Here is a 25809-nt window from a genome sequence, read left to right as displayed (position 1 = left end):
TAGAGTTTAGAATACTGAGTTTAGATTTTTACAGAATCTATAATTATAAATTTTTTACCGCTTGTTTGAATTGTCTACCTCTATCCTCGTAACTTTCGAACAAATCAAAACTGGCACAAGCTGGCGACAATAAAACAGTATCCCCTTTTTCGGATAAACGTTGCGCCATACGAACTGCTTCATTCATACTAGTTACTTCAACCATGATATCTACCACATTTCCGAAGGCATCGATAATTTTTTTATTATCAACTCCTAAACAAATAATTGCTTTCACTTTTTCACGAACCAAAGACATTAATTCATGATAATCATTTCCTTTATCAACACCACCAACTATCCAAACAGTAGGTGTATTCATACTATCTAAAGCAAAGAATACTGAATTTACATTGGTCGCTTTTGAATCATTAATATATTGTACATTTTGAATCTTCAATACTTTTTCCAAGCGGTGCTCAACACCTTGAAAATTAGATAAACTCTCACGAATCGTTTCTTTTCTTATTTGCAAAATCTTCGCAACAGAAGTGGCCGCCATAGCATTCTTTAAATTATGTTTTCCTTCCAATGCAATGTATTCAGTTTCCATTGTAAACTCTTCGTGGTTGATCTTTACTTCCATTTTGTTATTTTTTATATAAGCTCCTTCTTTGAATTCGTCCGTTAACGAAAAAGGAATTAATTGGGCTTTAACTTTATTTTTACTCAACCATTCTAAAATGGCTTCATCATTTGCATCATAAATAAGGAAATCCTCCTCTGTTTGATTCATCGTGATACGAAACTTTGACTCGATATAATTTTGATATTTATAATCATACCGGTCTAAATGATCTGGACTGATATTCGTTATTATGGCAATGTGAGGTTTGTAATCCAAAATTCCGTCCAGTTGAAAACTGCTCAGCTCTATCACATAAAAATCATAATCGTTATCTGCAACCTGCCAAGCAAAACTTTTACCCACATTTCCGGCTAAACCAACATTTAACCCTGCCGTCTTCAAGATATGATAGGTCAACATCGTTGTTGTTGTTTTCCCGTTACTCCCTGTTATACCTACTGTAACTGCATTTGTAAAAGGAGCTGCAAATTCAATTTCAGAAATTACAGAAATACCCTTACTTTTAAGTTGCTTTACGATTGGCGATTTATCCGGTATTCCCGGGCTTTTCATTACCAAATCGGCATTCAGAATCAACTCTTCTGTGTGCTTCTCCTCTTCCCAAGCGATATCATTAATGATTAACACCTCTTTATAACTGTCTTTTATTTTTCCAAAATCGGAAACAAAAACATCATATCCTTCTTTCTTTCCAAGAATAGCAGTACCAACACCGCTTTCACCTCCTCCTAATATAACTAGCCTCATATTATCTCAATTTCAGTGTAACAATTGATAAAATGGCCAACATAATAGCTACTACCCAAAACCGCGTCACTATCTTACTTTCATGGTATCCTTTCTTTTGATAGTGGTGATGCAGTGGCGACATTAGAAAAATCCTTCGTCCTTCACCAAAACGCTTTTTGGTATATTTAAAATAACTTACTTGCAAAACAACTGAGAAGTTTTCGACCAAAAAGATTCCGCACAATAAAGGAATCAACATTTCTTTTCGAACCGCAATAGCTAGTACTGCAATAATTCCACCAATGGTTAAACTTCCTGTATCCCCCATAAATACCGAAGCCGGATAGGAGTTGTACCAAAGAAAACCTATCAGAGCACCAAGAAATGAAGCTATAAAAACAGTCATTTCACCCGAATTGGGTATATACATTATATTCAAATAATTGGAAAAAATAATATTACCAGAAACGAAAGTAAAAATCGCCAGTGCAAAAACCGAGACTGCTGAAGTTCCCGCCGCCAGACCATCAATACCATCTGTTAAATTGGCTCCGTTTGAAACTGCTGTTATAATAAAAATAACAATCGGTATAAAAACCAACCAAGCCCATTTTTCATAACCCTCACCTGTCCATGCTAACAATTCAGCATAATCAAATTCATTATTTTTAAAAAAAGGGATTGTTGTAGCAGTAGATTTTTCTTCCAATGAAGCTGGTGCAACAACGGTTTCAGTAGTTTGTTTAAAAATATCAACCTTACCCGTATCGGTTCTAACCGTAACGGCAGGACTGAAATACAAAACTGACCCTACGATTATTCCCAATCCAACTTGACCAAATACTTTAAAAATACCTTTAAGACCTTGTTTATCTTTCTTGAAAATCTTAATATAATCGTCAACAAAACCAATTGTTCCCATCCACAAGGTGGTCACTATCAATAAAACAATATAAATGTTATGCAATTTTGCAAAAAGTACCACAGGAACTAAAGTTGCAAATATGATAATAATCCCCCCCATTGTAGGTGTACCCGCTTTTTCGTTTTGTCCTGCCAATCCTAATTCTCTAACGGTTTCTCCAACTTGCTGTCTACTTAAAAATCCAATTATACGCTTCCCATAAATAGTAGACAATAACAATGATAACATCAATGCTAAGGATGATCTAAAGGTGATGTATTGAAAAACCCCCGTTCCGGGAACATCCATTACTTTGTCTAAATATTGAAATAAGTAGTATAGCATATCTCTTTGTTTATTTGGTTAATCGTTAATTTGTGTAATCGTTAGGTCTTCCAGTATCCGTTTAAACGAATAAACAAATAACCGATTAAACAATTATTTTCCTAATTGATCTAAAATTTCTTTTACATTTTTCATATCATCAAAATCATGACGAACTCCTTTGATTTCCTGATAAGTTTCGTGGCCTTTACCAGCAATCAATATAATATCGTTGGGTTGAGCCAATTGACAAGCCGTTTTGATGGCTTGAAACCTATCTGTAATCGACAGAACTTTTTTGAAATTTTGCGGTTGAACTCCTTTTTCCATTTCTTGAATAATCACCTCAGGATCTTCGTTTCTAGGATTATCTGAAGTGATAATTACTTTATCACTCAATTCGGTAGCAATATTAGCCATAATAGGGCGTTTCGCAGTATCTCTATTTCCACCGCATCCCACGACTGTTATTAATTGCTCATTATTAGTTCGCACATCGGTAATGGTGTTCAAAACATTTTCGAGTGCATCTGGCGTATGGGCATAATCTACTATAGCCGTTATATTTGTATTGGAAACAATATATTGAAATCGTCCGGAAACACTTTCCAATTCAGACATCAAACGAAGTACTTCCAAACTGTCTAATCCCAATTCTACTGCCGTTCCATATATTGCTAACAAATTGTACGCATTAAAAGTTCCGATTAATTTCACCCAAACTTCATTTCCGTTTATTTTCAACAACAAACCGGATAATTGATTTTCGAGAATTTGAGCTTTATAATCAGCGTATGTTTTTAGCGCATACGTAAGTTTCTTAGCCGATGTGTTTTGAAGCATCACCTGTCCATTTTTATCATCAATATTCGTAAGAGCAAAAGCGCTACCTGGTAATTGATCAAAAAAGGATTTCTTTACGTCTCTATATTCAGCAAACGTAGGATGGTAATCTAAATGATCATGGGATAAATTAGTGAATATTCCTCCTCTAAAATGCAATGCTTCTGTACGTTTTTGATGAATACCATGTGAACTTACTTCCATGAAACAATATTCAACTCCCGCATCAACCATTTCTTTCAGAAAATGATTAATGGTAATCGAATCTGGCGTCGTGTGGGTTGCTTTATATTCAATATCATCTACCAAAATCTTTACAGTCGAAAGTAATCCTACTTTGAAACCTGCCTTCTTAAACATTTGATACAGCAATGAGGCAATAGTCGTTTTACCATTCGTTCCTGTAATACCGACCAATTTCAATTTTTGTGATGGATTACCAAAATAATTGGCAGCCATAAATGCCAAAGCAGCATTGGTGTCTCTTACGCACACATAAGTTATACCATTTATCAAACTTACTGGAAGTGTTTCACAAATAATAGCAAAAGCACCAAGCTCAATTGCTTTTTCAATAAAATCATGACCATCTGAAATAGTACCGCGAATTGCTATAAAAGCATCATTTTTCTCTACTTTTCTAGAATCAAAATGCAATTGATTTATAGCAATCTCAGTCGAACCTGTTACAGATTCTATCGCTACTTTATATAATATATCTTTTAATATACTCATGATAATTCCAATAGAATTGATGAATTTTTTACAATACTTTGTCCAGCTTGAATGGATTGCTTTTTTACTTTCCCAACTCCAACAGCTCTAACCTTTAAACCCAAATTTTCCAATAAAGCAACTGCATCCATTCCAGCCATCCCCTTTACATTTGGAATAGAATTTTGCTTTTTTTGCATTTTAACAAAATAGGCATTGTAACTGCTCTCTTGTTTCGGATTAGGATTATCTAATTTTTTAATCACATTAGTAGAAGGAGTATCTGTAAATATTTTTTGGGCAATTCTTTTAAAAACTGGCCCGGCGACATCGGCTCCGTAATAATTATTTCCCGAAGTATTAGGTTTGTGAACTACCACAATACAAGAATACTTAGGATTATCAGCGGGAAAATAGCCAACAAATGAAGAGGCATAATACTTATCCATTCCTCCATTTTGAGCATAATTGACTGCCGCAGTCCCAGTTTTACCCGCCATAGAAAAATCTTTAGAATACAGTTTTGCCCCTGTCCCTTTTTTTACCACATTCGCCAAAACTGCCTTAACTTTTCGTAACGTTTCAGGAGAACAAATCCTTGGGTTCATTACCTCTGTATCGTATTTTTTTATGGTTTTATTCCATGCTTTGATTTCAGAAACCAATTGCGGTTTCACCATCACTCCATTATTTGCAACAGCATTATAAAACGTTAATGTTTGCAAAGGCGTAACCGAAACACCATATCCGAAAGCCATCCATGGAAGTGAAATATTTGACCAATTTTTATCACTTGGTTGCGGAATGAAAGGTTTTCCTTCACCTTGAAAAGCAAGTCCTAATTTCTTATCTAAACCATAAGAATTAATATGATTTACAAATTTCGTAGGATTGTTTTTGTAATTATTATAAACCGCTTGAACCATTACTGTATTCGACGAAACTTCAAATCCGCGGGCTAGGGATATTTTACCATAGCCGCCTTCATGAGAATCTCTTACTTTTCGTCCTGAATACGTAATTATACCACCGTGACTATCATAAACAGTACTTGTATCTGCCACTTTATCTTCTAGTATTGCCATTAAATCGACCAATTTAAAAGTCGATCCAGGCTCATGTGATTCAGCATAAGCATAATTCGTAGTTTCATAATAACTGCCATCTGTAGCTCTTCCTAAATTTGAAATGGCTTTGATATGACCAGTCTTAGTTTCCATAACCACAACACAGCCGTGATCAGCCTCATATTCTTCCAATTGTTTCAACAAAGCATGATGCGCAATATCCTGAATATAAACATCAATTGTTGATATCACATCATAACCATCTTGAGGCTCTACTTCGTTTACATCACGAATGGGTTTCCATTGTCCTTTAGCAATTTTTTGTTTTAATATTTTACCGTCTTTTCCGTTAAGGTATTTGCTATACGCCCACTCGATTCCTTTTCCGTCTGAATATCCTTCAGCCATTTTTCTTTCGTAGCCAATAGTGCGCTCCGCAATCTTTCCGATTGGATGTTCTCTTATTGTTTTTTGTTCAACAATTATTCCTCCTTTGTAAGCCCCCAAATTAAATAACGGAAACCCTTTTATTTTCATATACTCCGTAAAACTCAATCCCTGAGCTACTAAATAGTATCTATTTTTATGGACTCTTGCTCTACGCAATTCATTTTGAATCGTACTGCTTGATTTTTTAAGCAACATTCCCAATGAATCTGATAGCAATTTTACATTTTTTTCAAAAGTCTCCGTTTTTGGTGCTACCGCATCAAAACGAATTGCATAATTAGGAATTGAAGTTGCCAAAAGACTTCCATCAGCCGAATAGATATTTCCTTTATTGGCAGGAATAACAAAATTCTTAACCGTTCTTTCTTTAGCTAATTGTCTATAATGATCCCCATCAACCCATTGAATATTCGTTAACTTAACAGCAATAGCAATTGCCATCAAAAAGATGAAAAAGGCAACCAAGTAGGTTCTATAGGATATATATTTATCTTCTACTGCCATATTTTTTCTAAGAAATTTTTCTCCTGAGGTTCTTTAACTTCAATTTTAACTGGGGGAACGGTTGATGGAAAAATTTGTTTTTCTTCCATTTTGGATGAAACAGTAGATTCCATTTTGAGTTTCATCAACTCGGAACGTCTGTCTACAAATTCAGATCGCAACTCTTTTACTTTATTGGTTAATTCAACAATTTTAAATACTTTTTGTTCGTAACGTTGTGTATTGGCAATCATTATTATAGCAAGTAAAATCACAAAGACAATAAAACGCCAATTTTTGACTGCGTTATCGTCTATAAGAAACTGTGCTTTTAGTATGTTATAAATTCCACCTTTCATTGTATTACTTTTTCTCTGCAATTCTCAATTTAGCACTTCTGGCTCTATTGTTTATTTTGATTTCTTCGCTATCAGGAACAATTAATTTCCCGACGGTTTTAAAAGGAACCGAGAAATTTCCATAAAAATCGCGTTCTGGTTCTCCTTCAAACATTCCGTTTTTGATAAATCTTTTTACCAGTCGATCTTCTAATGAGTGATACGAAATCACGCTCAATCTTCCGCCTGGTTTCAAAATCTCAAGGGATTGTTCCAAAAATTCTTTCAAAACATCCATTTCTTGATTCACCTCGATACGTATCGCCTGATAGATTTGAGCCAATATTTTATTTCGCACTCTTTCCGGCAAATATTTCGCCAAGACTTCCTTCAACTCATCAGTTGTTTTAATTAATTGATGCTCTCTAGCCTCTACAATTGTTCTTGCCAAAGCTGGTGCATTTTTCAATTCTCCATAATCCAAGAACACTCTTTTTAAGTTAGTTTCATCATACTCATTTACTACTCGATACGCATTCAAATCATTTTTTTGACTCATTCTCATATCCAGTTCAGCATCAAATCGGGTTGAAAAACCTCTTTCGGGAACATCAAACTGATGAGAAGAAACTCCTAAATCTCCCAAAATTCCATCCACTTCTTTCACACCATAAAAACGCAAAAATCTTTTTATGAATCTAAAATTTTCGTTAATCAATGTAAATCTTTCGTCTGGTAAAGCATTCGCCAAAGCATCTTCATCTTGGTCAAAGGCAAACAATTTACCATTTGGCCCCAGCCTGCTCAAAATCTCTTTTGAATGACCACCTCCTCCAAAAGTTACATCCACATAAATTCCGTCCGGATTTATATTCAAGCCATCCACCGAAGCGTGAAGCAATACTGGATTATGATATTCCATTGTCGTCGTCATTTAAATTACCCATTACCTCTTCGGCTAAATCTGCAAAATCAACATCTGCACCGTCTATTGATTTCTCATACAAATCCTTATCCCAAATTTCTACAATGTTAACTGCAGAAGAAAAAACTACATCTTTAAAAATACTAGCAAAGACCACTAAATCTTTAGGAACCAATAACCTACCCAACGCATCTATTTCTACCACCTTCACTCCAGCGGTAAAACGACGGATAAAGTCATTGTTCTTTTTTACGAAACGATTAAGTTTGTTGATTTTTTTCATCATCAAATCCCACTCTTCCATAGGATACAATTCTAGACAGGGCTGAAATACAGAACGCTTCAAAACAAAACCGTTTTGAAGCGAGGAAGCCAATTGCTTTTTTAAGGGAGCAGGTAATAAAACCCGTCCTTTTGCATCGACTTTACACTCATATGTCCCTATAATTGTGTCCAAGTGAATAGTATTAATTGTATAAAGCAAAAATATATAAAATTTTACCACAATTTACCACTATATACCACTTTGTTAATAAGTTTAACCACTTTTGCCCAAAAATGCTTAGTTTATAGACAATCAGAACATTAGCCGATACACCAAGATTTTGTAAGAAAGATTCTGATTTGTTAAAAAGCCTCTAATTTTGATAATTGAAACACATTCATAAAAGCTTAAAAAATCGATTATTCATTAGTTAAAAAAATGACAAATTAAGCTCTAAAAACCATTCTTTACACTAAAGAGAATAAAAGGTTAAAAAATACCTGCTAAAATTCTTTTTAATTTTATAAACCCTATATTTGTGAAAAATTGAAAATTGTCATTTAAAACATGGAAAAATACTATAAAAAAGAAGGCAAATACGGATATTACGAAGCAGGCGAAGGAATTCCGATTGTCATCTTACATGGTTTAATGGGGGGACTTAGCAATTTTGATGCTGTAGCAAGTCACTTTTCTAACAAAGGGTACAGAATCATCATTCCAGATTTGCCTATTTACACACAAAATATATTAAAAACAAACGTAAAGAGTTTTGCTGTTTATGTAAAAAACTTCATTACGTTCAAAAAATTAGATAGAGTTATTCTTTTAGGAAATTCACTAGGTGGACACATCGCTTTATACCATACCAAAATGTTTCCAGAAAAAGTATCTGGGTTAGTAATTACTGGAAGTTCAGGATTATACGAAAGTGCTATGGGTGATAGTTACCCAAAAAGAGGCGACTACGAATACATCAAGAAAAAAGCCGAAGACGTATTTTACGATCCAAAAATAGCCACTCCAGAACTTATTGACGAAGTGTACGCTACCGTAAATGATCGTGTAAAACTGATTAAAACATTAACGATTGCCAAAAGTGCAATTCGCCACAATATGGCCAAAGATTTACCAAAAATGCACGTGCAAACCTGTATTATTTGGGGGAAAAACGACAAAGTTACTCCTCCGGATGTAGCCGAAGAATTTCATAAGTTATTGCCCAATTCCACTTTATACTGGATTGACAAATGCGGTCATGCTGCCATGATGGAACAACCAGAAGAATTTAACAAACATCTTGAAGACTGGCTTACCCACACTCATCTTAGAGAACACTAATCGAAAAGGAGAATTTTACACTCAAAAACATGAAAATTAATACCGCCGAATTCGTAATAAGCAACTCAGATGTAAGCAAATGTCCGAAGGACTTTTTGCCGGAATATGCTTTTATTGGTCGTTCCAATGTTGGGAAATCTTCGTTGATAAATATGTTGACCAATCAAAAAAAATTGGCAAAAACATCTGGAAGACCTGGAAAAACCCAACTAATCAATCACTTTTTAATCAATAACAATTGGTTTCTAGTAGATTTACCAGGTTATGGTTATGCCAAAGTTTCCAAAAAAACAAAATCCATATTTCAAGAATTCATCACCGATTATTTCGAAACAAGAGAGCAGTTGGTTTGTGCTTTTGTTTTGATTGACATTCGTCATGAAGCACAGACAATCGACATAGAATTCATGTCCTATATGGGCGAAAGTGAAATTCCATTTTGCATTATTTTCACGAAAGCCGATAAAATCAGTAAAGTAAAAATCGATTCCCATATTGCAGCATACAAAAAACAAATGTTTGCCAACAACTGGGCCGAAATGCCACATTACTTTGTGACTTCGGCAACAGAATCAACAGGAAAAGAAGAATTACTAAACTATATTGATGAAGTAAACCAAGAGGTTTTCAAGAATAATTCTGAGTTTTAAAATTTAGTTAGCATATAAAAAATATCCCAAAACTGAAAATTCGGTTTTGGGATATTTTTTTTATTGAAATCTATTATGGCTTTAGGCTAAAATATCTAAGGTTATTTTAGGAAAGTCTAAACTTTCTTAATCTATTTTTTAAGCATTAATAAAATTATAACTTTCTCGTTAAAAACAATTCCACAAACTTAATTCTTTCCTGACAACTAAAGAAAATCACTATATCTATAAGCCTGTTTGAAAGAAAAAACTTTATTAACTTTTTCTTTGTTATATTTGTAAAATAGTAAAAAGTTAAAAAATAGTTTGATTTCATGAAAACAAAGCAAAACCATGTAATGTACTGTATTTGACAATCACATCACAGATTCGTGAAGTAACAAACAATAGTTCATATAACCCACCATCAAACAGGACGTTTATTGCTAAATTCCCCGAAAACGGGAAAATGATTGTTCAAAAATCTTTAGTAGACAAAGGTACATCCATTGCTGTTCGACAAAAAACATTTGATTGGTGGGGAGAAATTTCTTTAACCGCCTCTGATTCTGGAACTGAAGCATGGAAGGTATCAGGTGGACCAGGAAATCTATTAGCCACACCATCCAATTTTACCGTACAAATTATTGGCGCGGTACACAACACTAGCGGGTGGCATGGAAGTAAATTTAATTCATATATTGAATGAATAATATGACAAAAAAAATAATTATAGGTCTACTATTTCTTTCGACTACTTTTTATGCTCAAAATAAAAAGAAGTCCAGAATTGACTTTATAAATATGACATCTCTGTCAAGTGTAAAAAACACTGAAAGTTATTTCACAAGATATAGTACAGATAAGGACAGGAGTAGTAAGGGTTTTTCTTTTGACTTAAACACCATTTACGGTATTCGATTTTATAATCGCGTAGCCATTTCAGCTGGAATAAGTTTAAACTATAATGTCGACCAAACTTTCTTTTCAACTCCTTATATAGTCGATTTAAGAGTTTTTACAAATGAAAATGGTGGCAATCGTTTTTTTGCCTATTTACAAACTGGGAAGAACATCAAATGGTCTGAATCGTTTAGTGGGGACGGTTTCTGTGCTAAAATGGGTATTGGCATTATTGTAGAATATAACCAACACCTATCATATTATGTAGATATATTAAAGAAAAGTAATGAAATTGAAATTGAAAAAAGTAAAGACAAAGGCTGGTATAAAACTACTGGCTTTGGAATTTCTTTAGGTTTAATCTTTTAAAAATGAATAAAAAAATAATCTATTTGAGTTTAGTCATATTGTTATGTCAACTTATAAATGCACAAATTGCAAGTGTAGAAAAAACCGTTTATGGAGTACAAATAGGAACATTTGGTATTTGGGGAAACGTGGAATCTAAACTTACAAATAGTATAGCATTACGAAGTGAGATAGGTCTCGATAGCGGGATTTGGGGCGGAAGTTTTTATCCTGAAACTGGCTACATAATAACTCCTGTATTAACCTTAGAACCAAGATTTTATTATAATCTTAATGCAAGAATTAAAAAATCAAGAAATATCAGCAACAACAGTGGTAATTTTATTTCCTTAAAAACAAGCTATCATCCTAATTGGTTTGCCATTTCAAATTACGACAATGTACAAATAGTACCTGATCTCTCAATTATTCCCACTTGGGGTATTAGACGATCGATAGGTAAACACTTTAATTATGAAGCTGGTATTGGAATTGGATATATATATTATTTTGCAAAAAGTTCTGGTTATTCATCTAACTCCAGTGATGCTACGATTAATTTAGATTTACGAATAGGTTATACTTTTTAAAGAAGAGTAATCACAATTTTAAACCATACAATTAGAAGCAAAAACCCAAAACTTAACTTCATATTAGTTTTGGGTTTTTTATACACATCATTAAAAACCTATTTCTTCAGCTCTAATTTTTCAGCGAAATAATCACAGAAGTCCAACATTGTATCTGACATCTTTTCATCATTTGTAGCTCTTTTGAAAGTATCCGCCATAGCCACTAAGGTTTGATGGAAGAAAATTTTCATTTCATCAACAGGCATTTCTTTAGTCCACAAATCGATGCGCATGCTTTCCTTGGCTTTACTATCCCAAACATTAAGCATGATTGCTTTTGATTCTGAAAGCTCCACTCCACCATCTTTTGCTGTCCAAAACAATTTTTCCGGAACACGATTTTCGTCCAATTCGACTAAAAATTTAATTTCTGAGGTACTTTTATTTGCCATTATTTCTTGGGTTTGTATTTTGATTTTTCGAAAATTTCTTTGGCATCCGTTTTTAATAATTGGTCTACCGTAACATCATTATTAACCATAAAAGACCTAACTATCTGCCAGCCTATCCAAGACCCTACCTGCCCTGGAGAATCATTATCTATTTCTAAATAAAATTTAGAAAAAGGAGCTGGATCAATAAAGCGAGACGTCAACTTTTGCTCGTCGCTAAAAAGCATTTCTCTTTCTATAAAATAACGCCATATATAACTTTCATTTTCTTGGCACCAAACAATTTGCTCTGGTGTGTAGCCCATTTTCTCGGCATCAGTATAGTCAGGCAATAAAATATCTTTCAAATAAAGTTCTTTCCCAAAATAAATCATCTGTGACAACAAATTCTTATCAGTTTGAGCAGCAATTTTAGAGGCAGCAAAACTCTTTACCACATCTGGCATCATTTCTCTTTCTTCAAAATTTTGCTTTAAGTATTTTGGAAATTGATAAAATTTATGCTCTTTCCCCAAATACAATTCCAACGAAATTATAACTAGTGAATCGGCGTAAATGGCTTTATTCGTATAATCCATGTCTGAAATCAATGTAATCACTTTGGGTGTTTTGGTCCTTGGGAAATAATACTTAATGTGTTGAACCAAAGCTTCTACATTATTTTGAATTCCTTCCGTTGTCGGATACTTTTTTTGAACTTCGGTATACACTTCTCTCCAAATAGGCGCCGACATTTTATTCAACCAAACTGTGTCATTAATCTGCGGCGAGAAAAAATAAGGGTATTGTTTTTTTAATTTTGCCAAATCTTTTGGTGGTGTTTCGAAAAACTGTTTATCAAAACGTTCTACCTTTATATCTACTGGCGTTTCCTCAATAGTTTTTTCCACTTTACTTTTTTGATCACAAGACCAAAAAAGAAAACTACAAACTATGGATAAGAGAAATAATTTCATGTATATTTTATTTATTTATCAGTTCCCTGATATGTTTTAAGAATAATTCGTAAATCTTCATCAGTTTTTTCAACCAATATCAAACATGCTCTATTCAATTGTATTATTTTATTTAAATTTGTTTCCAATGAAATTCCGAAAACATTGAACTTATATTTTTTGCAAATATACATTCCTGCTTTTTAAAACTTAAACTATTATGACTAAAAAAAGAACCCTTCAAATCGAAAAAGTAAATACTCATATTGTAGAATGGCTAAAAAGTTATGCTGAAAACTCAAAAGTCAATGGATTTGTTATCGGAATTTCTGGCGGAGTTGATTCTGCAGTAACCTCAACCCTCTGCGCCCAAACAGGTTTAAAAGTACTATGTGTGGAAATGCCAATTCATCAGGCGCATAGCCATGTTACTCGCGGACGCGAACACATTGAACAGTTAAAAAAGCAATTTCCAAACGTCAGTAGTATTGAAGCTGACCTAACATCGGTTTTTGAAGACTTCAAAAAACAAGTTCCAGAAACAAGTGATTTACACAAACTACATTTATCCCTTGCAAACACCCGTTCCCGACTAAGAATGACCACTTTGTATTATTTTGCAGGAATACATGGTCTATTGGTAGCAGGAACTGGAAATAAAGTTGAAGATTTTGGAGTGGGCTTTTATACTAAATATGGTGATGGTGGTGTAGATTTAAGTCCAATTGCCGATTTAATGAAATCCGAAGTCTACGAACTAGGCGCCTATCTAAAAATTCCAAATTCTATTTTAACAGCAGCTCCTACCGATGGATTATTTGGAGATGAACGAACAGATGAAGACCAAATAGGAGCCAGTTATGATGAATTGGAATGGGCAATGTACCTAACTGACTCAGAAACAAACACAAATACATTCACAGAACGCGAAAAAGAAGTTTTAAAAATCTATAAAAAACTCAATCAAAACAACCAACACAAGATGAATCCGATACCAGTTTGCACTATAAACTGTTAAAAAAAAATATTTTGTCCGAAAAATTAGACTTATATCAAAATATTTTTTTAATTTTATATCTTCAAAAACAATCCTAAAACTAAATACCATGATTAAAGTTTGTTTAGCAGATAACTATCCTGTAGTACATTTTGGAATAAAATCGTACTTCAAAGACCATTCCGAAATCTCCATCGTTGCTAACGTTGGTAATTTTGCAATGGTAAAAGACATCCTTCTTACCAAAGAAATAGATGTTCTTGTTTTGGACCTAGAACTTGAAGGTTTAGCAAGTATTTTCGAAATCAAATCGATTTTGAAAAATTTTCCAAAAACAAAAATTATTTTTTACAGCGGGCTTTCAGAACAAATTTACGCTCCAAATGCTATTAAAGCAGGAGTTTCCGGATTTGTCCACAAAACGGAGAAGCTTGAAACTTTGGGTCAGTCGATCATCAAAGTGAACCAAGGAAAAATAATCATGAATGAAACCGTCATGAAAAACATTGCTTTAATTGCAAAGCAAAGCAAAAGCGAACGTTTGTACAGAAAGCTTTCCAATCGTGAAGTAGAAGTATTGCGTTATTTAAGCGATGGTAAGAAAAACCACGAAATCGCTGAGATTTTATCACTCAACGAAAAAACAATCAGTACTTATAAATTACGATTGTTAACTAAATTAAACGTTACGAATCTAGTAGATTTAGTAAATAAAGCTAAAACTTTAGAAATCGTTTAACTGTAGCGAGACATTACTCTTCCTAGTTTTTTTGAAAATGAATTAATTAGTTTGTAGTAATCCATCGCCATTGACATAGACTCTGTATTATCTGAACCTGGTTCATTTGATACAGAGTTTTTTAATTCATCTATAATTTTATCTACCAAATACCAACGCATTGTCAAAATAGTTTCGGAAACGTATTGACTAATAGTTTCGTTTTTGGTTTTAGGAATGATATTTTGCCCTTCCCAATTATGCAACACTAATCTTTCGTCTTCCATTAATATATCCGTCACCTCTTGGGCAAAATCGGAATTCAAATGCATCAAATATTTTTCGAATTCCAATTTCTCATTTTGAAGAAAATACTGAATCAAGTCATTAAAAATATCGCGAAACAACGGATTGGCCAATTCAACCTCATCTTCCTGTAAACTCAAATAAATTCTTTGGTATACTTTGTATTCTTTCTTTTCGATTATAGTTTCGATTTCGCCTTCCCCATTAGTTCTCAAAAAGACATCCTCAAACTCTTCTGTTTTATTTCCATACAACAAAAGGATCTCTATTATTTTGCGTTCCAAACGATACAACACATCGACTTTCGAAGCTTGAACAGGACTTTCATTTTTTACAATTTCAAAAGCTTTTTGTTCTTGTTTTGCTTTTTTGCCAACTTCGGTAATATCTTTTTGAACCAACTGCGCCAAAGTACTGGTCAAAACCTGCTCGGAAATATCCATTATTCTGGAACATTCCTGAATATAGATTTCACGCTGAATTCTATCCGGTATTTTAGATATACTGGTCACCATATCCCTGATTAAATCAGCTTTCTTAACAGGGTCGTTTTTAGCTTCATTCATCAAAAGAGATGCTTTGAACTGAATAAAATCCTTGGCATTGGTCTCCAAATAAGCAACCAAATCTTCATAAGACGTTTTTCTGGCAAAACTATCCGGATCATCTCCATCAGGGAAAGTACAAACTTTTACATTCATCCCCTCTTCAAGAATCAAATCTATTCCACGAACAGAGGCACGAAGTCCAGCTGCATCACCATCAAACAGTACCGTTATATTTTTGGTCAACCTATTGATTAATCGGATTTGATCTGGTGTAAGAGCTGTTCCCGAAGAAGCAACTACGTTCTCAATACCCGCTTGATTGAACTGAATAACATCGGTATATCCTTCGACCAAAAAGCAATTGTTTAATTTGGCTATAGACTGCTTGGCTTGAAAAATACCATACAGTACTTTACTTTTGTGGTAAATTTCACTCTCCGGGGAATTCAAATATTTAGCCGCTTTTTTATCATTAGTCAAAATCCGACCTCCAAAACCAAGTACTCGTCCCGACATACTTTGTATAGGAAACATTACTCTGCTTTTGAATCGGTCAAAAGGACGATCTTCTCTGGCGATGGTTAATCCTGTACTTTCCAGAAATTCCATTTTATAGCCTTTACCTAAGGCTTCCTTAGTAAAAGCATCCCAAGTTTCCGGAGAATATCCCAAAGAAAATTTCTTGATCGTTTCATTGGTAAAACCACGTTCTTTAAAATAAGAAAGTCCAATTGCTTTTCCTTCTTCCGAGTTTAAAAGTGTGTTATGAAAATAAGTTTTGGCAAATTCAGATACCAAATACATACTTTCGCGAACGTCAGTATTTAATTTTTCTTCATCTGACTGTTCCGTTTCTTCAATCTCAATATTGTATTTTTTGGCCAAAAACCGAATGGCTTCAGGATACGTAAAATGCGAATGTTCCATCAAGAAAGCAACGGAGTTTCCACCTTTGCCAGAGCTAAAATCTTTCCAAATTCCTTTTGCCGGAGAAACCATAAATGAAGGAGAACGCTCATCCGAGAATGGACTCAGCCCTTTAAAATTACTACCTGCTCTTTTTAATTGAACAAAATCCCCAATAACCTCCTCTACTCGAGCAGTTTCAAAAACAGTATCAATGGTTGCTTGTGATATCAAAACGTATGAAAATATTTAGTTGTAAAATGCTCAAAAATTCGAACGAATACAAAAATACACAAATCAAACTTTATAATTCAAAATAAAAAAAGTGCTTCATCGCTGAAACACTTTTTAACATTAAACAACTTAACTAATTAAAATCGAAACGAAGCCCTAATGAAATATTATTTTGTTCAATAGGATTGTTTTCAAACAACGGTTGCAAATCATATTTTAAGTACAAGCTTGTTGCTTTATATCCCACATAGGTACTCAATCCATAATTAAAATCATTTACATGATAACCGCCCTTGGTTTTTTGTTCCACATCATTCCCGTTAGCATCATCAAAGCAAAGGATTTGCTTCGATTTTACCCTAAATCCAGCGTAGCCACCTAAACCAACTCTCACACTTTCATGAGTTCTAAAATAATTGGCGTCATCACGTATTTCTTTCTTCGTGAAATCAAATTCTAAATGCAGAGGCACCGTGATATACACATTTCTAAATCGCGATTCATCCAAGTGTACTGGACTAACTACCAAATCGGTTTGCCCTCCATTTTTTTCAAAGTAACGATTATCCGTTGGCCGCAAATTATTATACATTAGTGACATTCCGTACTTAAAATGCAATAGATTGTCCTCTTTTAAAATCCTTGTGTTGTATGTAAATCCCCATTCGTAGAAGTGAGATTTCCAATATTTAAAATCCGAATGAGCCACTTGTTTGTTGCTTACTAAATTATTTACCCCAAATGCAAACACAAACTGAGAAGTGGTTCTTTTTTCTCCACTACTACACTTATCGTGGTGAGAGAAATAATCTTTACTAAAATGAATCGTAATCGTTTTGGAAGTATCTATGTCTTTTATTTTTCCGTCCACTTTATCCTGAACTAACGTGTGCAGTTCGTCTTCAACTTTTGCTACTTTCTCTTCTATTGTTTTCGCACGGGCCTCCGCCAAAGCTTTCTTTTTCTCATCAGCTTCTTCATTCGTTAGTTTACCTTTTGCTAACTGTTCATTAACTGCTTCTACTTCTACTTTCAATTCATTTTTTTCTTCTTTTACAATGGTTTCTATACGTGAAGCAATGTCTTTTGCCTTGCCTTCAAATGATTCTTGAGCTCTCATTTTGCTTCCGAAAAGGCATACGAATACTAATAAGTAAATTTTAAAATTCCTCATGTTTGTTTGTTTTTAAATGTGATTGATGATTTATTCTGAATTTCGATTGCTCAAAGCTAATTTTACTGCTTTAAAATTTTGATTGACCGTTTTAATCGCTTTCTCTCTAAAAGTAAGATCTAGTTCACCATCGACTTGAGTAAGCAATTCATTCGAATTAACTTTTACATTGGATTTGGCTACTATAGAACTCTTTTTTGGAGAGGCATTATCTACCGATGCTAATAGTTCGTCAACATTAACATACTTTGGCTTTGTCGGAACTATTTTCTGTTCCGCTTTTTGATTGATGATTGGTAATTGTTGTTCTTGAATAATTTCTTTTTCTGCAACTTGAATTACTGTGTTTGATAAAACACTATCAGAACCAACTTTTGATTTTATTTCTGTTGACGCTAATTGCTTTTCAATAATTTTTGTTGCCTCAACTATTTTGAACAAATTTATTTTTTCTGGCACAGTTTTTATTTCAGGAATAACTTTAGGTTCATTAGCTACAATCGTATCCTTATTAATAACGGTCTCATTTTTCTTTTGATTAAAATATAAAGTACCTATTAGTAAAAAACCTAGAATACTTGCAGCAATATACATCCAATTAAAGTTACGCTTTGGCTTTTCGGCAATAGTAAGCATCGCATCTAACCTATCCCAAGAAGCTTTTGAGGGGGTAATCTCCCTTGCATTAATCTTTTCTTTAAATTGATTTTCTATAACACTCTTTTTCATCATATTATTTTTTACTCAAGAATACTTCTCTTTATTTTTCAAAATATTTATTTGATTTTTCAAAATTCTTCGGGCATGTGCAAATTGGGATTTGGAAGTTCCTTCATTAATTCCCAACATACTTGCAATTTCTTTGTGCTTATACCCTTCAATAACAAATAAATTAAAGATGATTTTGTAACCATCCGGCAAACTGTCTATCAAACTTTGAATATCTTCTATAGAAAACTGAATATCGGTTTCACTATCCACTTCCTCACAACCAAATGTATCTTCTATAAAATGGACCTTTTTTTGGACTCTAATAAATGAAATACACTCATTAATCATCGTTCTCCTAATCCAGCCTTCAAAACTGCCTTTGTTTTCAAATCGTCCCAAATTGACAAATACTTTCATGAAAGCGGTAATCATTACATCTTCAGCTAATTGAATATCTTTTATGTATTGTCTGCAAACACTTAACATTTTTGGCGCATATTTGGAATAAATACATTGTTGAGCCTGCCGGTTGTTTTTAACAGCCAATGCAATTATTTCATTTTCTTCCTGATGTAAATTAATTACTTTCAAAGTCTTTAAAAAAGTGTTTCTATAACTATAGACGAGAACTATGGCAAAAAGGTTGCATGGATTCAAAAAAAAGTTAAAATAAAAGTACAATTCACCACAACAAACACCACAAGTAGCTATTTATCAAGAATTTAAAATATAAAAAAAGATTTTTTTAAAGAATTGAAATTTACTTCTTTCTTTCTATAACATAGTTAACCATGAGAATAAGCGCCGCTTTATATTCGGATTCAGGATAATCATTCAACAATAGTAAAGCTTCTTGTTGAAATTCAACCATTTTATTTTCGGCATAAGCCAAGCCTTGATTGTCTTTTACAAAAGCAATTACTTCCTTAACCCTTTTTTTATCCTTATTGTGGTTTTTTATTGAATTAATAAGCCAACTTTTTTCTTTTGAAGTACAATTATTCAGAACATGAATTAGTGGCAAAGTCATTTTTTGTTCTTTGATATCAATCCCAGTAGGTTTTCCAATGGCTTCTTCAGAATAATCGAATAAATCATCTTTAATTTGAAAAGCCATTCCGATGAGTTCACCAAATTTTCTCATGTTCTCTACTTGAATTTCATCTTCTATAACCGATCTAGCACCAAGAGCGCAACAGGCAGCTATAAGAGTAGCAGTCTTTTTTCGAATGATTTCATAATAAATAACTTCCGTAATATCGAGTCTTCTGGCTTTTTCTATTTGAAGCAACTCACCTTCACTCATTTCCCGCACGGCCACTGAAATAATTTTAAGTAAATCAAAATCGCCATGATCAATAGAAAGTAACAATCCTTTAGATAACAAATAATCACCAACTAAAACGGCAATTTTATTTTTCCAAAGTGCATTTATAGAGAAAAACCCTCTACGTCTGTTGCTATCATCAACAACATCGTCATGAACAAGGGTTGCTGTATGAATTAATTCGATTACACAAGCACCTCGATACGTTCGCTCGTTGACAACACCTTTGGAAACCATTTTGGCCATTAGAAAAACAAACATAGGTCGCATTTGTTTTCCTTTTCTATTGACAATGTAATAGGTGATGCGATTTAAAAGCGCCACTTTGGAAGTCATCGATTCGTAGAACTTTTTTTCAAAAAGTTCCATTTCGTAAACTATAGGCTGTTTTATTTGTGTAGTAATATTCATTTAGATGCCAAATATACTATTTTAAATAAAAAAACGTTAATCATAATATGTTAAGTGTAATTAATTATTGAGTGATTTTATATCAACAATTGTATTCATTTATCTTTTTAAGCTATAAAAATACCCTAGCAAAACGGTTTTATGTATGATTATAACTTTATAAAAATAGTGTTTTACAGTATACTCCCTTACTAAAACACAAAAAATTCTGCTCAAAAAAAACCTAAAAATCATTGATTTTACTAAAAAGCATTTTCTTTCAAATCCTATCTGAAAGAAAATCAAATTTTTACAATTAAACCTTTTAAACTTATTTACGTCACATAATAAACCTTAAATCAAAAATTATGAAAACTAAATTTTTATTGATTGCCACTTTTATGGCAATAGCCTTTTTTATCAGTTGTGATTCGACAGACAAAACTACTGATGCTACAACAACAGCTTCTTCAACCGACCAAGTTACTTTGGACTCTAAAATTGATGCTTCAATTGATGATGTTTCTAATATCGTTGAAGACCAATTTTCTATGAAACAAAGCGCAACAGGAAAATCATCAGAAAAGATGACAAGTATGTTACCCGCATGTGCAGTTGTAACATGGACCTATACAGATGGAACATTCACAGGAACAATTGATTTTGGAACTGAAGGCTGTACACTACAAAACGGGAATGTAGTAAAAGGAAAAATCACCCTAACTTTTTCAGGAAATTTCACCACTCCCGAACAAACGATTACCTATAGTTTTGATCAATTTTACCATAATGACAAAAAAGTTCAAGGCAGCAAAACCATTACAAGAGCTCTTAAAAGTACCGAATTACTTGCTGCTGTTCATCCTGTATTCACATGTACCGTTGACATGACCGTAACTATTGAAGATGCATCTGTTTATACAAGAACAGGAAATAGAGTAAAAGAAATGGTAGAAGGATATGATACTATTGGCAGTTGGGAAGACAATGTTTTCCTTGTTACCGGAACCGGAACTACAACCAAGCCAAATGGCGATACATGGTCAAGCACTATTAAAACGCCATTGCATTATGTGATGGCTTGCAAAAAACCATTCCCTGTTTCTGGTACTGTTTTAAAAGTTAAAAATGGTGTAGAAACATTGGTCGATTATGGAAATGGAGAGTGTGATAATCTCGCTTCTGTAACTACTGGAGGTGTAACCACCACAATAGAATTAAAAAAATAAACTAATTTTATAAAAGCAAAAAGCATTAAAAGGAACTTAATTGTTCTTTTTAATGCTTTTTTTATTTCTTCCATTCTGTGTTTAAGCTTCTTTATTGGCCAATTGACCGCAAGCTGCATCAATATCTTTACCGCGACTTCTTCTTACTTTAACCACAATTCCGGTGTTTTCCAATGCTTTAATATAGGCATTTATAGATTCTTCGGAAGCTTGTTGAAATTCACCATCATCAATTGGGTTGTACTCAATCAGATTTACTTTGCAGGGAACATATTTACAAAATTTCACCAACGCATCTATGGAAGCTTTATCATCATTAATTCCTTTCCAAACCACATATTCATAGGAAACCTTGCATTTTGTTTTTCGATACCAATATTCTAAAGATTCTCTTAGCTCTGCCAAAGGAAAGTTTTCACTAAACGGCATGATTCGAGAACGGATTTCGTCAATAGCAGAGTGCAACGAAACCGCTAATTTGAACTTCACCTCATCATCAGCCAATTTCTTTATCATTTTGGGAATACCGGAAGTCGAAACCAAAATACGTTTTGGAGACATTCCCAATCCTTCCGGCGAGGTAATCATTTCAATTGCCTTCAAAACATTATTGTAATTCATAAGGGGTTCACCCATACCCATAAAAACAATGTTCGACAACGGATGATTGTGATACAATCTGCTTTCTCTATCAATCGCTATTACTTGGTCGTAAATTTCTGCTGGTTCTAGGTTACGCATGCGTTTCAATCGAGCTGTAGCACAAAAATTACAGTCTAAACTACACCCCACTTGGCTTGATACACATGCCGTTGTTCTTGTTTGGGTGGGAATCAAAACACTTTCGACCACTAACCCATCATGCAAACGAACTGCGTTTTTAACCGTTCCGTCTTCACTGCGCTGCATCGTGTCCACTTTAATGTGATTAATTACAAAATGGGTTTCCAGCATGGCACGAGTACTTTTGGCTACATTGGTCATATCCTCAAAACTATGAGCTCCTTTACTCCACAACCATTCATAGACTTGATTTCCTCGAAAAGCCTTATCACCATTGGAAACAAAAAAATCTCTCAGTTGATCTTTTGATAGTGCTCGTATGTCTTTTTTATCGATTTGCATGGCGCAAATTTAATGACAATTTATTGAATTGTTGTTTTGATAGCTAAATTTTAAACTATGATGTTCCAATAATATTTATTCTGATTACTTTAGTAAGCAAACTGCATCGACAAGCACTGTGTTTTTAAGTAATTAACAAGTTTCTTTATCAATAATTTGGTAAGAAATTTAAATGTCCCAAAATTGTTTTAGTGTTAAAAAATATTTTATTTTTACATTATATAAAAAATTTACAAGAAATACGTTACAATTTAAATATTTGTCGAAGAAAAAATCATAAAAAATAAAAAATAAAAAACAAAACCATATAAAAGAGTCTTTTTTCCTACACCACATACTCTTAAGTCTTATTTACAAAGGCATTGCATAAGATTTTTATTTTTAATGAATCTAAAGAAAGACAATAAAAAACGTTATCGAAAGCATACTTAAACTATCATTGATTAAAATACATTTTTTATATTTTTATTAACATGATTTATATCATATTCTTATTTTGGTTTCCATTTTACATTTGTACCAATCAATACCACAATTACGATTTAAAAAAGGAAATTGAATTAAAATTTTAGTGCTATCACAATTTCTTAATCACAATTAATTTAAAAAAAGTTATGAAAACAATTCTTAAAACAATTACCACAGCATTGACATTCTTTGCAATTGTGTTTACTGCAAATGCACAAAAAAGCTACACATTAGACGCAAAAACAAATTTCTCTGTATTTGGAACCTCCACACTCCATGATTGGGAAATGAAATCTGCTTCAAGAACTGGAACAGCCAATCTTACGGTAACCGACTCAAAATTAACAGACATTAATAACATCGATATTACCCTTCCGGCCGAAACGATAAAAAGCGAAAAAAAGAGCATGGACAAGGTTGCTTATGAAACTTTAAAAACAGACAAATTTAAAAACATTAAATATGTTTTACAAACTGCCGAAAAAGTAAACGAAACCACATGGAACCTTAGCGGAACTTATACCATAGCAGGGGTAAGCAAAGCTCTAAAGACACAAGTTAAAGCTACTGTTGCCAATGGAATAGTTACATTACAAGGATCAAACAAAATCACTTTCAAAGAATTCGGCATGAAATCTCCAACTGCTATGTTTGGTACTATTAAAACAGGAGAAGATTTAACGATAAAATTTAATCTAAATTTCAAATAAAAACAATAACTAAATAAAAACAATAATCATGAGAAAAACTTATCTCTTAGCAGCAGCCTTACTATCTATGGCCGCTGTAAATGCTCAAGTTTCATTTGGGCACATACAAAACAGAATCGCTAGAGACAAAAATGGTATAAATGTTTTTGACGTAGTAAAAGACTCTGTTCAATACGAAGGCCTTAGCGTTGAAATAGGTGCAGCATTCAATATGGATTTCCAAGCAATAAATTCGTTCAATGATCAACCAGTAAATTTTCCTGCACCTTCAAAAATTACCGGATATCGAGTGATGAATACCGAAAATAATTTTGTCCTTCCAGCAGCAGATATGACTATTGGAGCCCAATTGTTTGATGGTGTAAGAGTAAATCTAGATATTTATTTAGCTTCAAGACACCACAATGACACTTATGCAAGAGGTGGATATTTACAAATTGACAAGCTAGACTTCATCAAAAAAGACTTTTTGGCTGATGTAATGAAATACGCTACAATCAAAATCGGACAAATGGAGAACAACTTTGGTGATGCTCACTTTAGAAGTTCTGACAACGGTGCCACGCTTAGAAATGCATTTGTTGGAAATAACATCATGAATGCATTCACTACTGAGATGGGTATAGAACTATATTACAACAGAAACGGATGGGTAAGTATGTTAGGTGCTACAAATGGAAATTTAAATCAAGGTACTCAAGAAGTAACTTTTCCTACTCTTTCTCCTGCTACTCCAGATGCAAATACGTCAGTTAGTCCAACAATCTTGGCTAAACTTGGTTATGACAAACAAATAGACAAAGATTTGAGAGTAAGACTTACAGGTTCTTACTACCATAATGCAAACTTGGGTAACTCAAACTTATATTCTTCTTCTAGATCTGGCTTTGGTTTTTGGGGTGTATTGAACAATAGCGCTTATAAAAATAACGGTGTTGATGTTCCCAGTAATTATAATTCAACTTCCACACCAGAGGCAACCTTCAACCCTGGCTTCAAAAACTGGGCTACTTCGTACATGATTAACCCATTTGTAAAATACAAAGGTATTGAGTTCTTTGGAACTGCCGAATTAGCTTCAGGAGGAGATAAAGCGGGTGTTGACGACAAACGTACTGCTGACCAATATGCTGGAGAGCTTATTTATAGATTTGGAAAAACAGAACAATTCTATATCGCCGGAAAATACAATACTGTATCGGGAAAACTGTCTAATGCAGATGCACAAAAAGTTACTGTAGACAGAATTGAATCAAGCATTGGTTGGTTCATGACTAAAAACATTGTAGCTAAATTAGATTATGTTAATCAAAACTATAGAGATTATGCACAATTTACAGGAAATCCAGCTACTGCAAATGCTAATAATTTTTATGGCGGTAAATTCAACGGCCTAGTATTTGAAGCCGCAATTTCATTCTAAATATGAAACAAAGAATAATATTTACAGTTATGGGTTTAGTACTTTTCCTTTTATTGGGAAGTGCTAAACCCATTTCTTTTTTAATTGACCCAAATACCATAATTATTGACAAACTGGAAATAGAAATTTTAGGCAATTCAACAGTAGGCAAATACACTTGCGCCAATTCACTTACCTATAGAGACACCATTTATTTAAACTCTAACACCAAAAATAGTTTGAAATCGGAAATCTCTATGAGTAATTTTGAGTGCGGGAACCGAATTATGAACAAAGACCTTAAAACCACAGTTAAAGCAACCAAATTCCCAAAAAGCACGGTTACTATTACCAACATAAAACCTTTTGGAACCAATTATAAATGCAGTCTTAATTTTCATATAACAGACAAAACCCTTTCCTATCAAAACTTAGTTTTAAGAAACACCAAAGAATCCCTTGAAGGTGTTGTTGCGGTAACTTTTTCAGAAATTAGTCTTGAACCACCAACAAAAATGGGTGGTATAATAAAAGTAAAAGATGAATTCGTGATTCATTTCAACTTGCATAAATTATAAATTACCTCATTACCTCATCCCTTTATCCTAAGAACAAAAGTTCTTCTAGGATTTTTTTGCTTTATAAAAGGTTCCAAAATTTCACAATACCCTTATTTAAAACAAAACCTCAATCCTAACAATAGTACTCCCAACT

At 33.4% G+C, this 25809-nt stretch carries 26 protein-coding genes; 11 read left to right on the top strand and 15 right to left on the bottom strand.

Going from position 1 to position 25809, the window contains the following annotated elements; genetic code table 11:
- Positions 1 to 43: 43 nt before the first annotated feature.
- From murD to KZH69_RS04375, 7 genes are all read right to left on the bottom strand, one after another.
- Positions 44 to 1375: a UDP-N-acetylmuramoyl-L-alanine--D-glutamate ligase gene (murD, locus tag KZH69_RS04405; RefSeq protein ID WP_219316247.1), complete on the bottom strand. Its 1332-nt coding sequence runs from the start codon at positions 1373 to 1375 to the stop codon at positions 44 to 46.
- Between the two features lies 1 nt (position 1376).
- On the bottom strand, positions 1377 to 2606 hold the full coding sequence (gene mraY, locus KZH69_RS04400; protein WP_219316246.1) for a phospho-N-acetylmuramoyl-pentapeptide-transferase: 1230 nt from the start codon (positions 2604 to 2606) through the stop codon (positions 1377 to 1379).
- A gap of 93 nt (positions 2607 to 2699) precedes the next feature.
- Positions 2700 to 4163 carry a UDP-N-acetylmuramoyl-L-alanyl-D-glutamate--2,6-diaminopimelate ligase gene (locus KZH69_RS04395; protein WP_219316245.1) on the bottom strand — a complete coding sequence of 488 codons (1464 nt, stop codon included), beginning with the start codon at positions 4161 to 4163 and terminating at the stop codon, positions 2700 to 2702.
- The gene (locus KZH69_RS04390) at positions 4160 to 6163 is read right to left on the bottom strand and encodes a PASTA domain-containing penicillin-binding protein (RefSeq protein WP_219316244.1); all 2004 of its coding nucleotides are present in this window, start codon (positions 6161 to 6163) and stop codon (positions 4160 to 4162) included. The genes KZH69_RS04395 and KZH69_RS04390 overlap by 4 nt, the downstream gene beginning before the upstream one ends.
- A complete protein-coding gene (locus KZH69_RS04385) occupies positions 6154 to 6501 on the bottom strand; it encodes an FtsL-like putative cell division protein (RefSeq protein ID WP_219316243.1) in 348 nt (115 codons plus the stop codon). The genes KZH69_RS04390 and KZH69_RS04385 overlap by 10 nt, the downstream gene beginning before the upstream one ends.
- A 4-nt stretch (positions 6502 to 6505) precedes the next feature.
- Positions 6506 to 7414, bottom strand: a complete 909-nt coding sequence (rsmH, locus tag KZH69_RS04380) for a 16S rRNA (cytosine(1402)-N(4))-methyltransferase RsmH (protein ID WP_219316242.1) — start codon at positions 7412 to 7414, stop codon at positions 6506 to 6508.
- The gene (locus KZH69_RS04375; RefSeq protein WP_100842140.1) at positions 7389 to 7862 is read right to left on the bottom strand and encodes a division/cell wall cluster transcriptional repressor MraZ; all 474 of its coding nucleotides are present in this window, start codon (positions 7860 to 7862) and stop codon (positions 7389 to 7391) included. The genes rsmH and KZH69_RS04375 overlap by 26 nt, the downstream gene beginning before the upstream one ends.
- Positions 7863 to 8237: 375 nt before the next feature.
- On the opposite strand from KZH69_RS04375, the gene KZH69_RS04370 reads away from it, so the two are divergent.
- From KZH69_RS04370 to KZH69_RS04350, 5 genes are all read left to right on the top strand, one after another.
- Positions 8238 to 9011 (top strand): alpha/beta fold hydrolase, encoded by a 774-nt coding sequence (locus KZH69_RS04370; RefSeq protein WP_219316241.1) that lies wholly within the window; start codon positions 8238 to 8240, stop codon positions 9009 to 9011.
- A 29-nt stretch (positions 9012 to 9040) separates the two neighbouring features.
- Positions 9041 to 9661, top strand: coding sequence for a ribosome biogenesis GTP-binding protein YihA/YsxC (gene yihA / locus KZH69_RS04365; protein WP_219316240.1), 621 nt, complete (start codon positions 9041 to 9043; stop codon positions 9659 to 9661).
- A gap of 349 nt (positions 9662 to 10010) precedes the next feature.
- Positions 10011 to 10349, top strand: a complete 339-nt coding sequence (locus KZH69_RS04360; RefSeq protein WP_219316239.1) for a hypothetical protein — start codon at positions 10011 to 10013, stop codon at positions 10347 to 10349.
- A gap of 5 nt (positions 10350 to 10354) precedes the next feature.
- A complete protein-coding gene (locus tag KZH69_RS04355) occupies positions 10355 to 10912 on the top strand; it encodes a hypothetical protein (protein WP_219316238.1) in 558 nt (185 codons plus the stop codon).
- 2 nt (positions 10913 to 10914) lie between these two features.
- Positions 10915 to 11481, top strand: coding sequence for a hypothetical protein (locus KZH69_RS04350; protein WP_219316237.1), 567 nt, complete (start codon positions 10915 to 10917; stop codon positions 11479 to 11481).
- A gap of 98 nt (positions 11482 to 11579) precedes the next feature.
- Here the strand turns inward: KZH69_RS04350 and gldC are convergent, their stop codons facing one another.
- Both gldC and gldB read right to left on the bottom strand, forming a co-directional pair.
- Complete coding sequence (gene gldC / locus KZH69_RS04345) at positions 11580 to 11915, bottom strand: gliding motility protein GldC (RefSeq protein WP_219316236.1); 336 nt, start codon at positions 11913 to 11915, stop codon at positions 11580 to 11582.
- Positions 11915 to 12871, bottom strand: coding sequence for a gliding motility lipoprotein GldB (gene gldB, locus KZH69_RS04340; RefSeq protein ID WP_219316235.1), 957 nt, complete (start codon positions 12869 to 12871; stop codon positions 11915 to 11917). The genes gldC and gldB overlap by 1 nt, the downstream gene beginning before the upstream one ends.
- A gap of 199 nt (positions 12872 to 13070) precedes the next feature.
- Between gldB and nadE the strand changes: the two genes are divergently transcribed.
- Both nadE and KZH69_RS04330 read left to right on the top strand, forming a co-directional pair.
- Positions 13071 to 13868: an NAD(+) synthase gene (gene nadE / locus KZH69_RS04335; RefSeq protein ID WP_219316234.1), complete on the top strand. Its 798-nt coding sequence runs from the start codon at positions 13071 to 13073 to the stop codon at positions 13866 to 13868.
- 88 nt (positions 13869 to 13956) lie between these two features.
- Positions 13957 to 14586 (top strand): response regulator transcription factor, encoded by a 630-nt coding sequence (locus KZH69_RS04330; protein ID WP_219316233.1) that lies wholly within the window; start codon positions 13957 to 13959, stop codon positions 14584 to 14586.
- On the opposite strand, the gene dnaG is transcribed toward KZH69_RS04330, so the two are convergent.
- The 5 genes from dnaG to KZH69_RS04305 all read right to left on the bottom strand — a co-directional run bounded on the left by dnaG (position 14583) and on the right by KZH69_RS04305 (position 20182).
- Positions 14583 to 16559 carry a DNA primase gene (gene dnaG, locus KZH69_RS04325; protein WP_219316232.1) on the bottom strand — a complete coding sequence of 659 codons (1977 nt, stop codon included), beginning with the start codon at positions 16557 to 16559 and terminating at the stop codon, positions 14583 to 14585. The genes KZH69_RS04330 and dnaG overlap by 4 nt on opposite strands.
- A gap of 133 nt (positions 16560 to 16692) precedes the next feature.
- Positions 16693 to 17733, bottom strand: a complete 1041-nt coding sequence (locus KZH69_RS04320; protein WP_219316231.1) for a hypothetical protein — start codon at positions 17731 to 17733, stop codon at positions 16693 to 16695.
- Between the two features lie 30 nt (positions 17734 to 17763).
- Positions 17764 to 18462, bottom strand: a complete 699-nt coding sequence (locus KZH69_RS04315; RefSeq protein ID WP_219316230.1) for a hypothetical protein — start codon at positions 18460 to 18462, stop codon at positions 17764 to 17766.
- A gap of 15 nt (positions 18463 to 18477) precedes the next feature.
- Positions 18478 to 19035 carry an RNA polymerase sigma factor gene (locus KZH69_RS04310; RefSeq protein WP_219316229.1) on the bottom strand — a complete coding sequence of 186 codons (558 nt, stop codon included), beginning with the start codon at positions 19033 to 19035 and terminating at the stop codon, positions 18478 to 18480.
- A gap of 169 nt (positions 19036 to 19204) precedes the next feature.
- Positions 19205 to 20182, bottom strand: a complete 978-nt coding sequence (locus KZH69_RS04305; protein WP_219316228.1) for a polyprenyl synthetase family protein — start codon at positions 20180 to 20182, stop codon at positions 19205 to 19207.
- A 347-nt stretch (positions 20183 to 20529) separates the two neighbouring features.
- Here KZH69_RS04305 and KZH69_RS04300 point away from each other — a divergent pair, with 347 nt between their 5' ends.
- Positions 20530 to 21390, top strand: coding sequence for a hypothetical protein (locus KZH69_RS04300; protein WP_219316227.1), 861 nt, complete (start codon positions 20530 to 20532; stop codon positions 21388 to 21390).
- 81 nt (positions 21391 to 21471) lie between these two features.
- Here KZH69_RS04300 and rlmN read toward each other — a convergent pair whose 3' ends face one another.
- On the bottom strand, positions 21472 to 22515 hold the full coding sequence (rlmN, locus tag KZH69_RS04295) for a dual-specificity RNA methyltransferase RlmN (RefSeq protein WP_219316226.1): 1044 nt from the start codon (positions 22513 to 22515) through the stop codon (positions 21472 to 21474).
- Positions 22516 to 23129: 614 nt separating this feature from the next.
- Here rlmN and KZH69_RS04290 point away from each other — a divergent pair.
- The 3 genes from KZH69_RS04290 to KZH69_RS04280 are packed head-to-tail and all read left to right on the top strand — an operon-like array spanning position 23130 to position 25673.
- Positions 23130 to 23693 carry a YceI family protein gene (locus KZH69_RS04290; protein ID WP_219316225.1) on the top strand — a complete coding sequence of 188 codons (564 nt, stop codon included), beginning with the start codon at positions 23130 to 23132 and terminating at the stop codon, positions 23691 to 23693.
- A gap of 28 nt (positions 23694 to 23721) precedes the next feature.
- Positions 23722 to 25116, top strand: a complete 1395-nt coding sequence (locus KZH69_RS04285; RefSeq protein ID WP_219316224.1) for a hypothetical protein — start codon at positions 23722 to 23724, stop codon at positions 25114 to 25116.
- A 2-nt stretch (positions 25117 to 25118) separates the two neighbouring features.
- Positions 25119 to 25673, top strand: a complete 555-nt coding sequence (locus tag KZH69_RS04280; protein ID WP_219316223.1) for a hypothetical protein — start codon at positions 25119 to 25121, stop codon at positions 25671 to 25673.
- The last annotated feature ends 136 nt before the right edge of the window (positions 25674 to 25809 follow it).

The organism is Flavobacterium taihuense (assembly GCF_019351435.1).
GTDB lineage: Bacteria > Bacteroidota > Bacteroidia > Flavobacteriales > Flavobacteriaceae > Flavobacterium > Flavobacterium taihuense.
The sequence above is the reverse complement of the archived record's forward strand: the minus strand, read 5'-3'. Positions and strand labels throughout refer to the sequence as shown.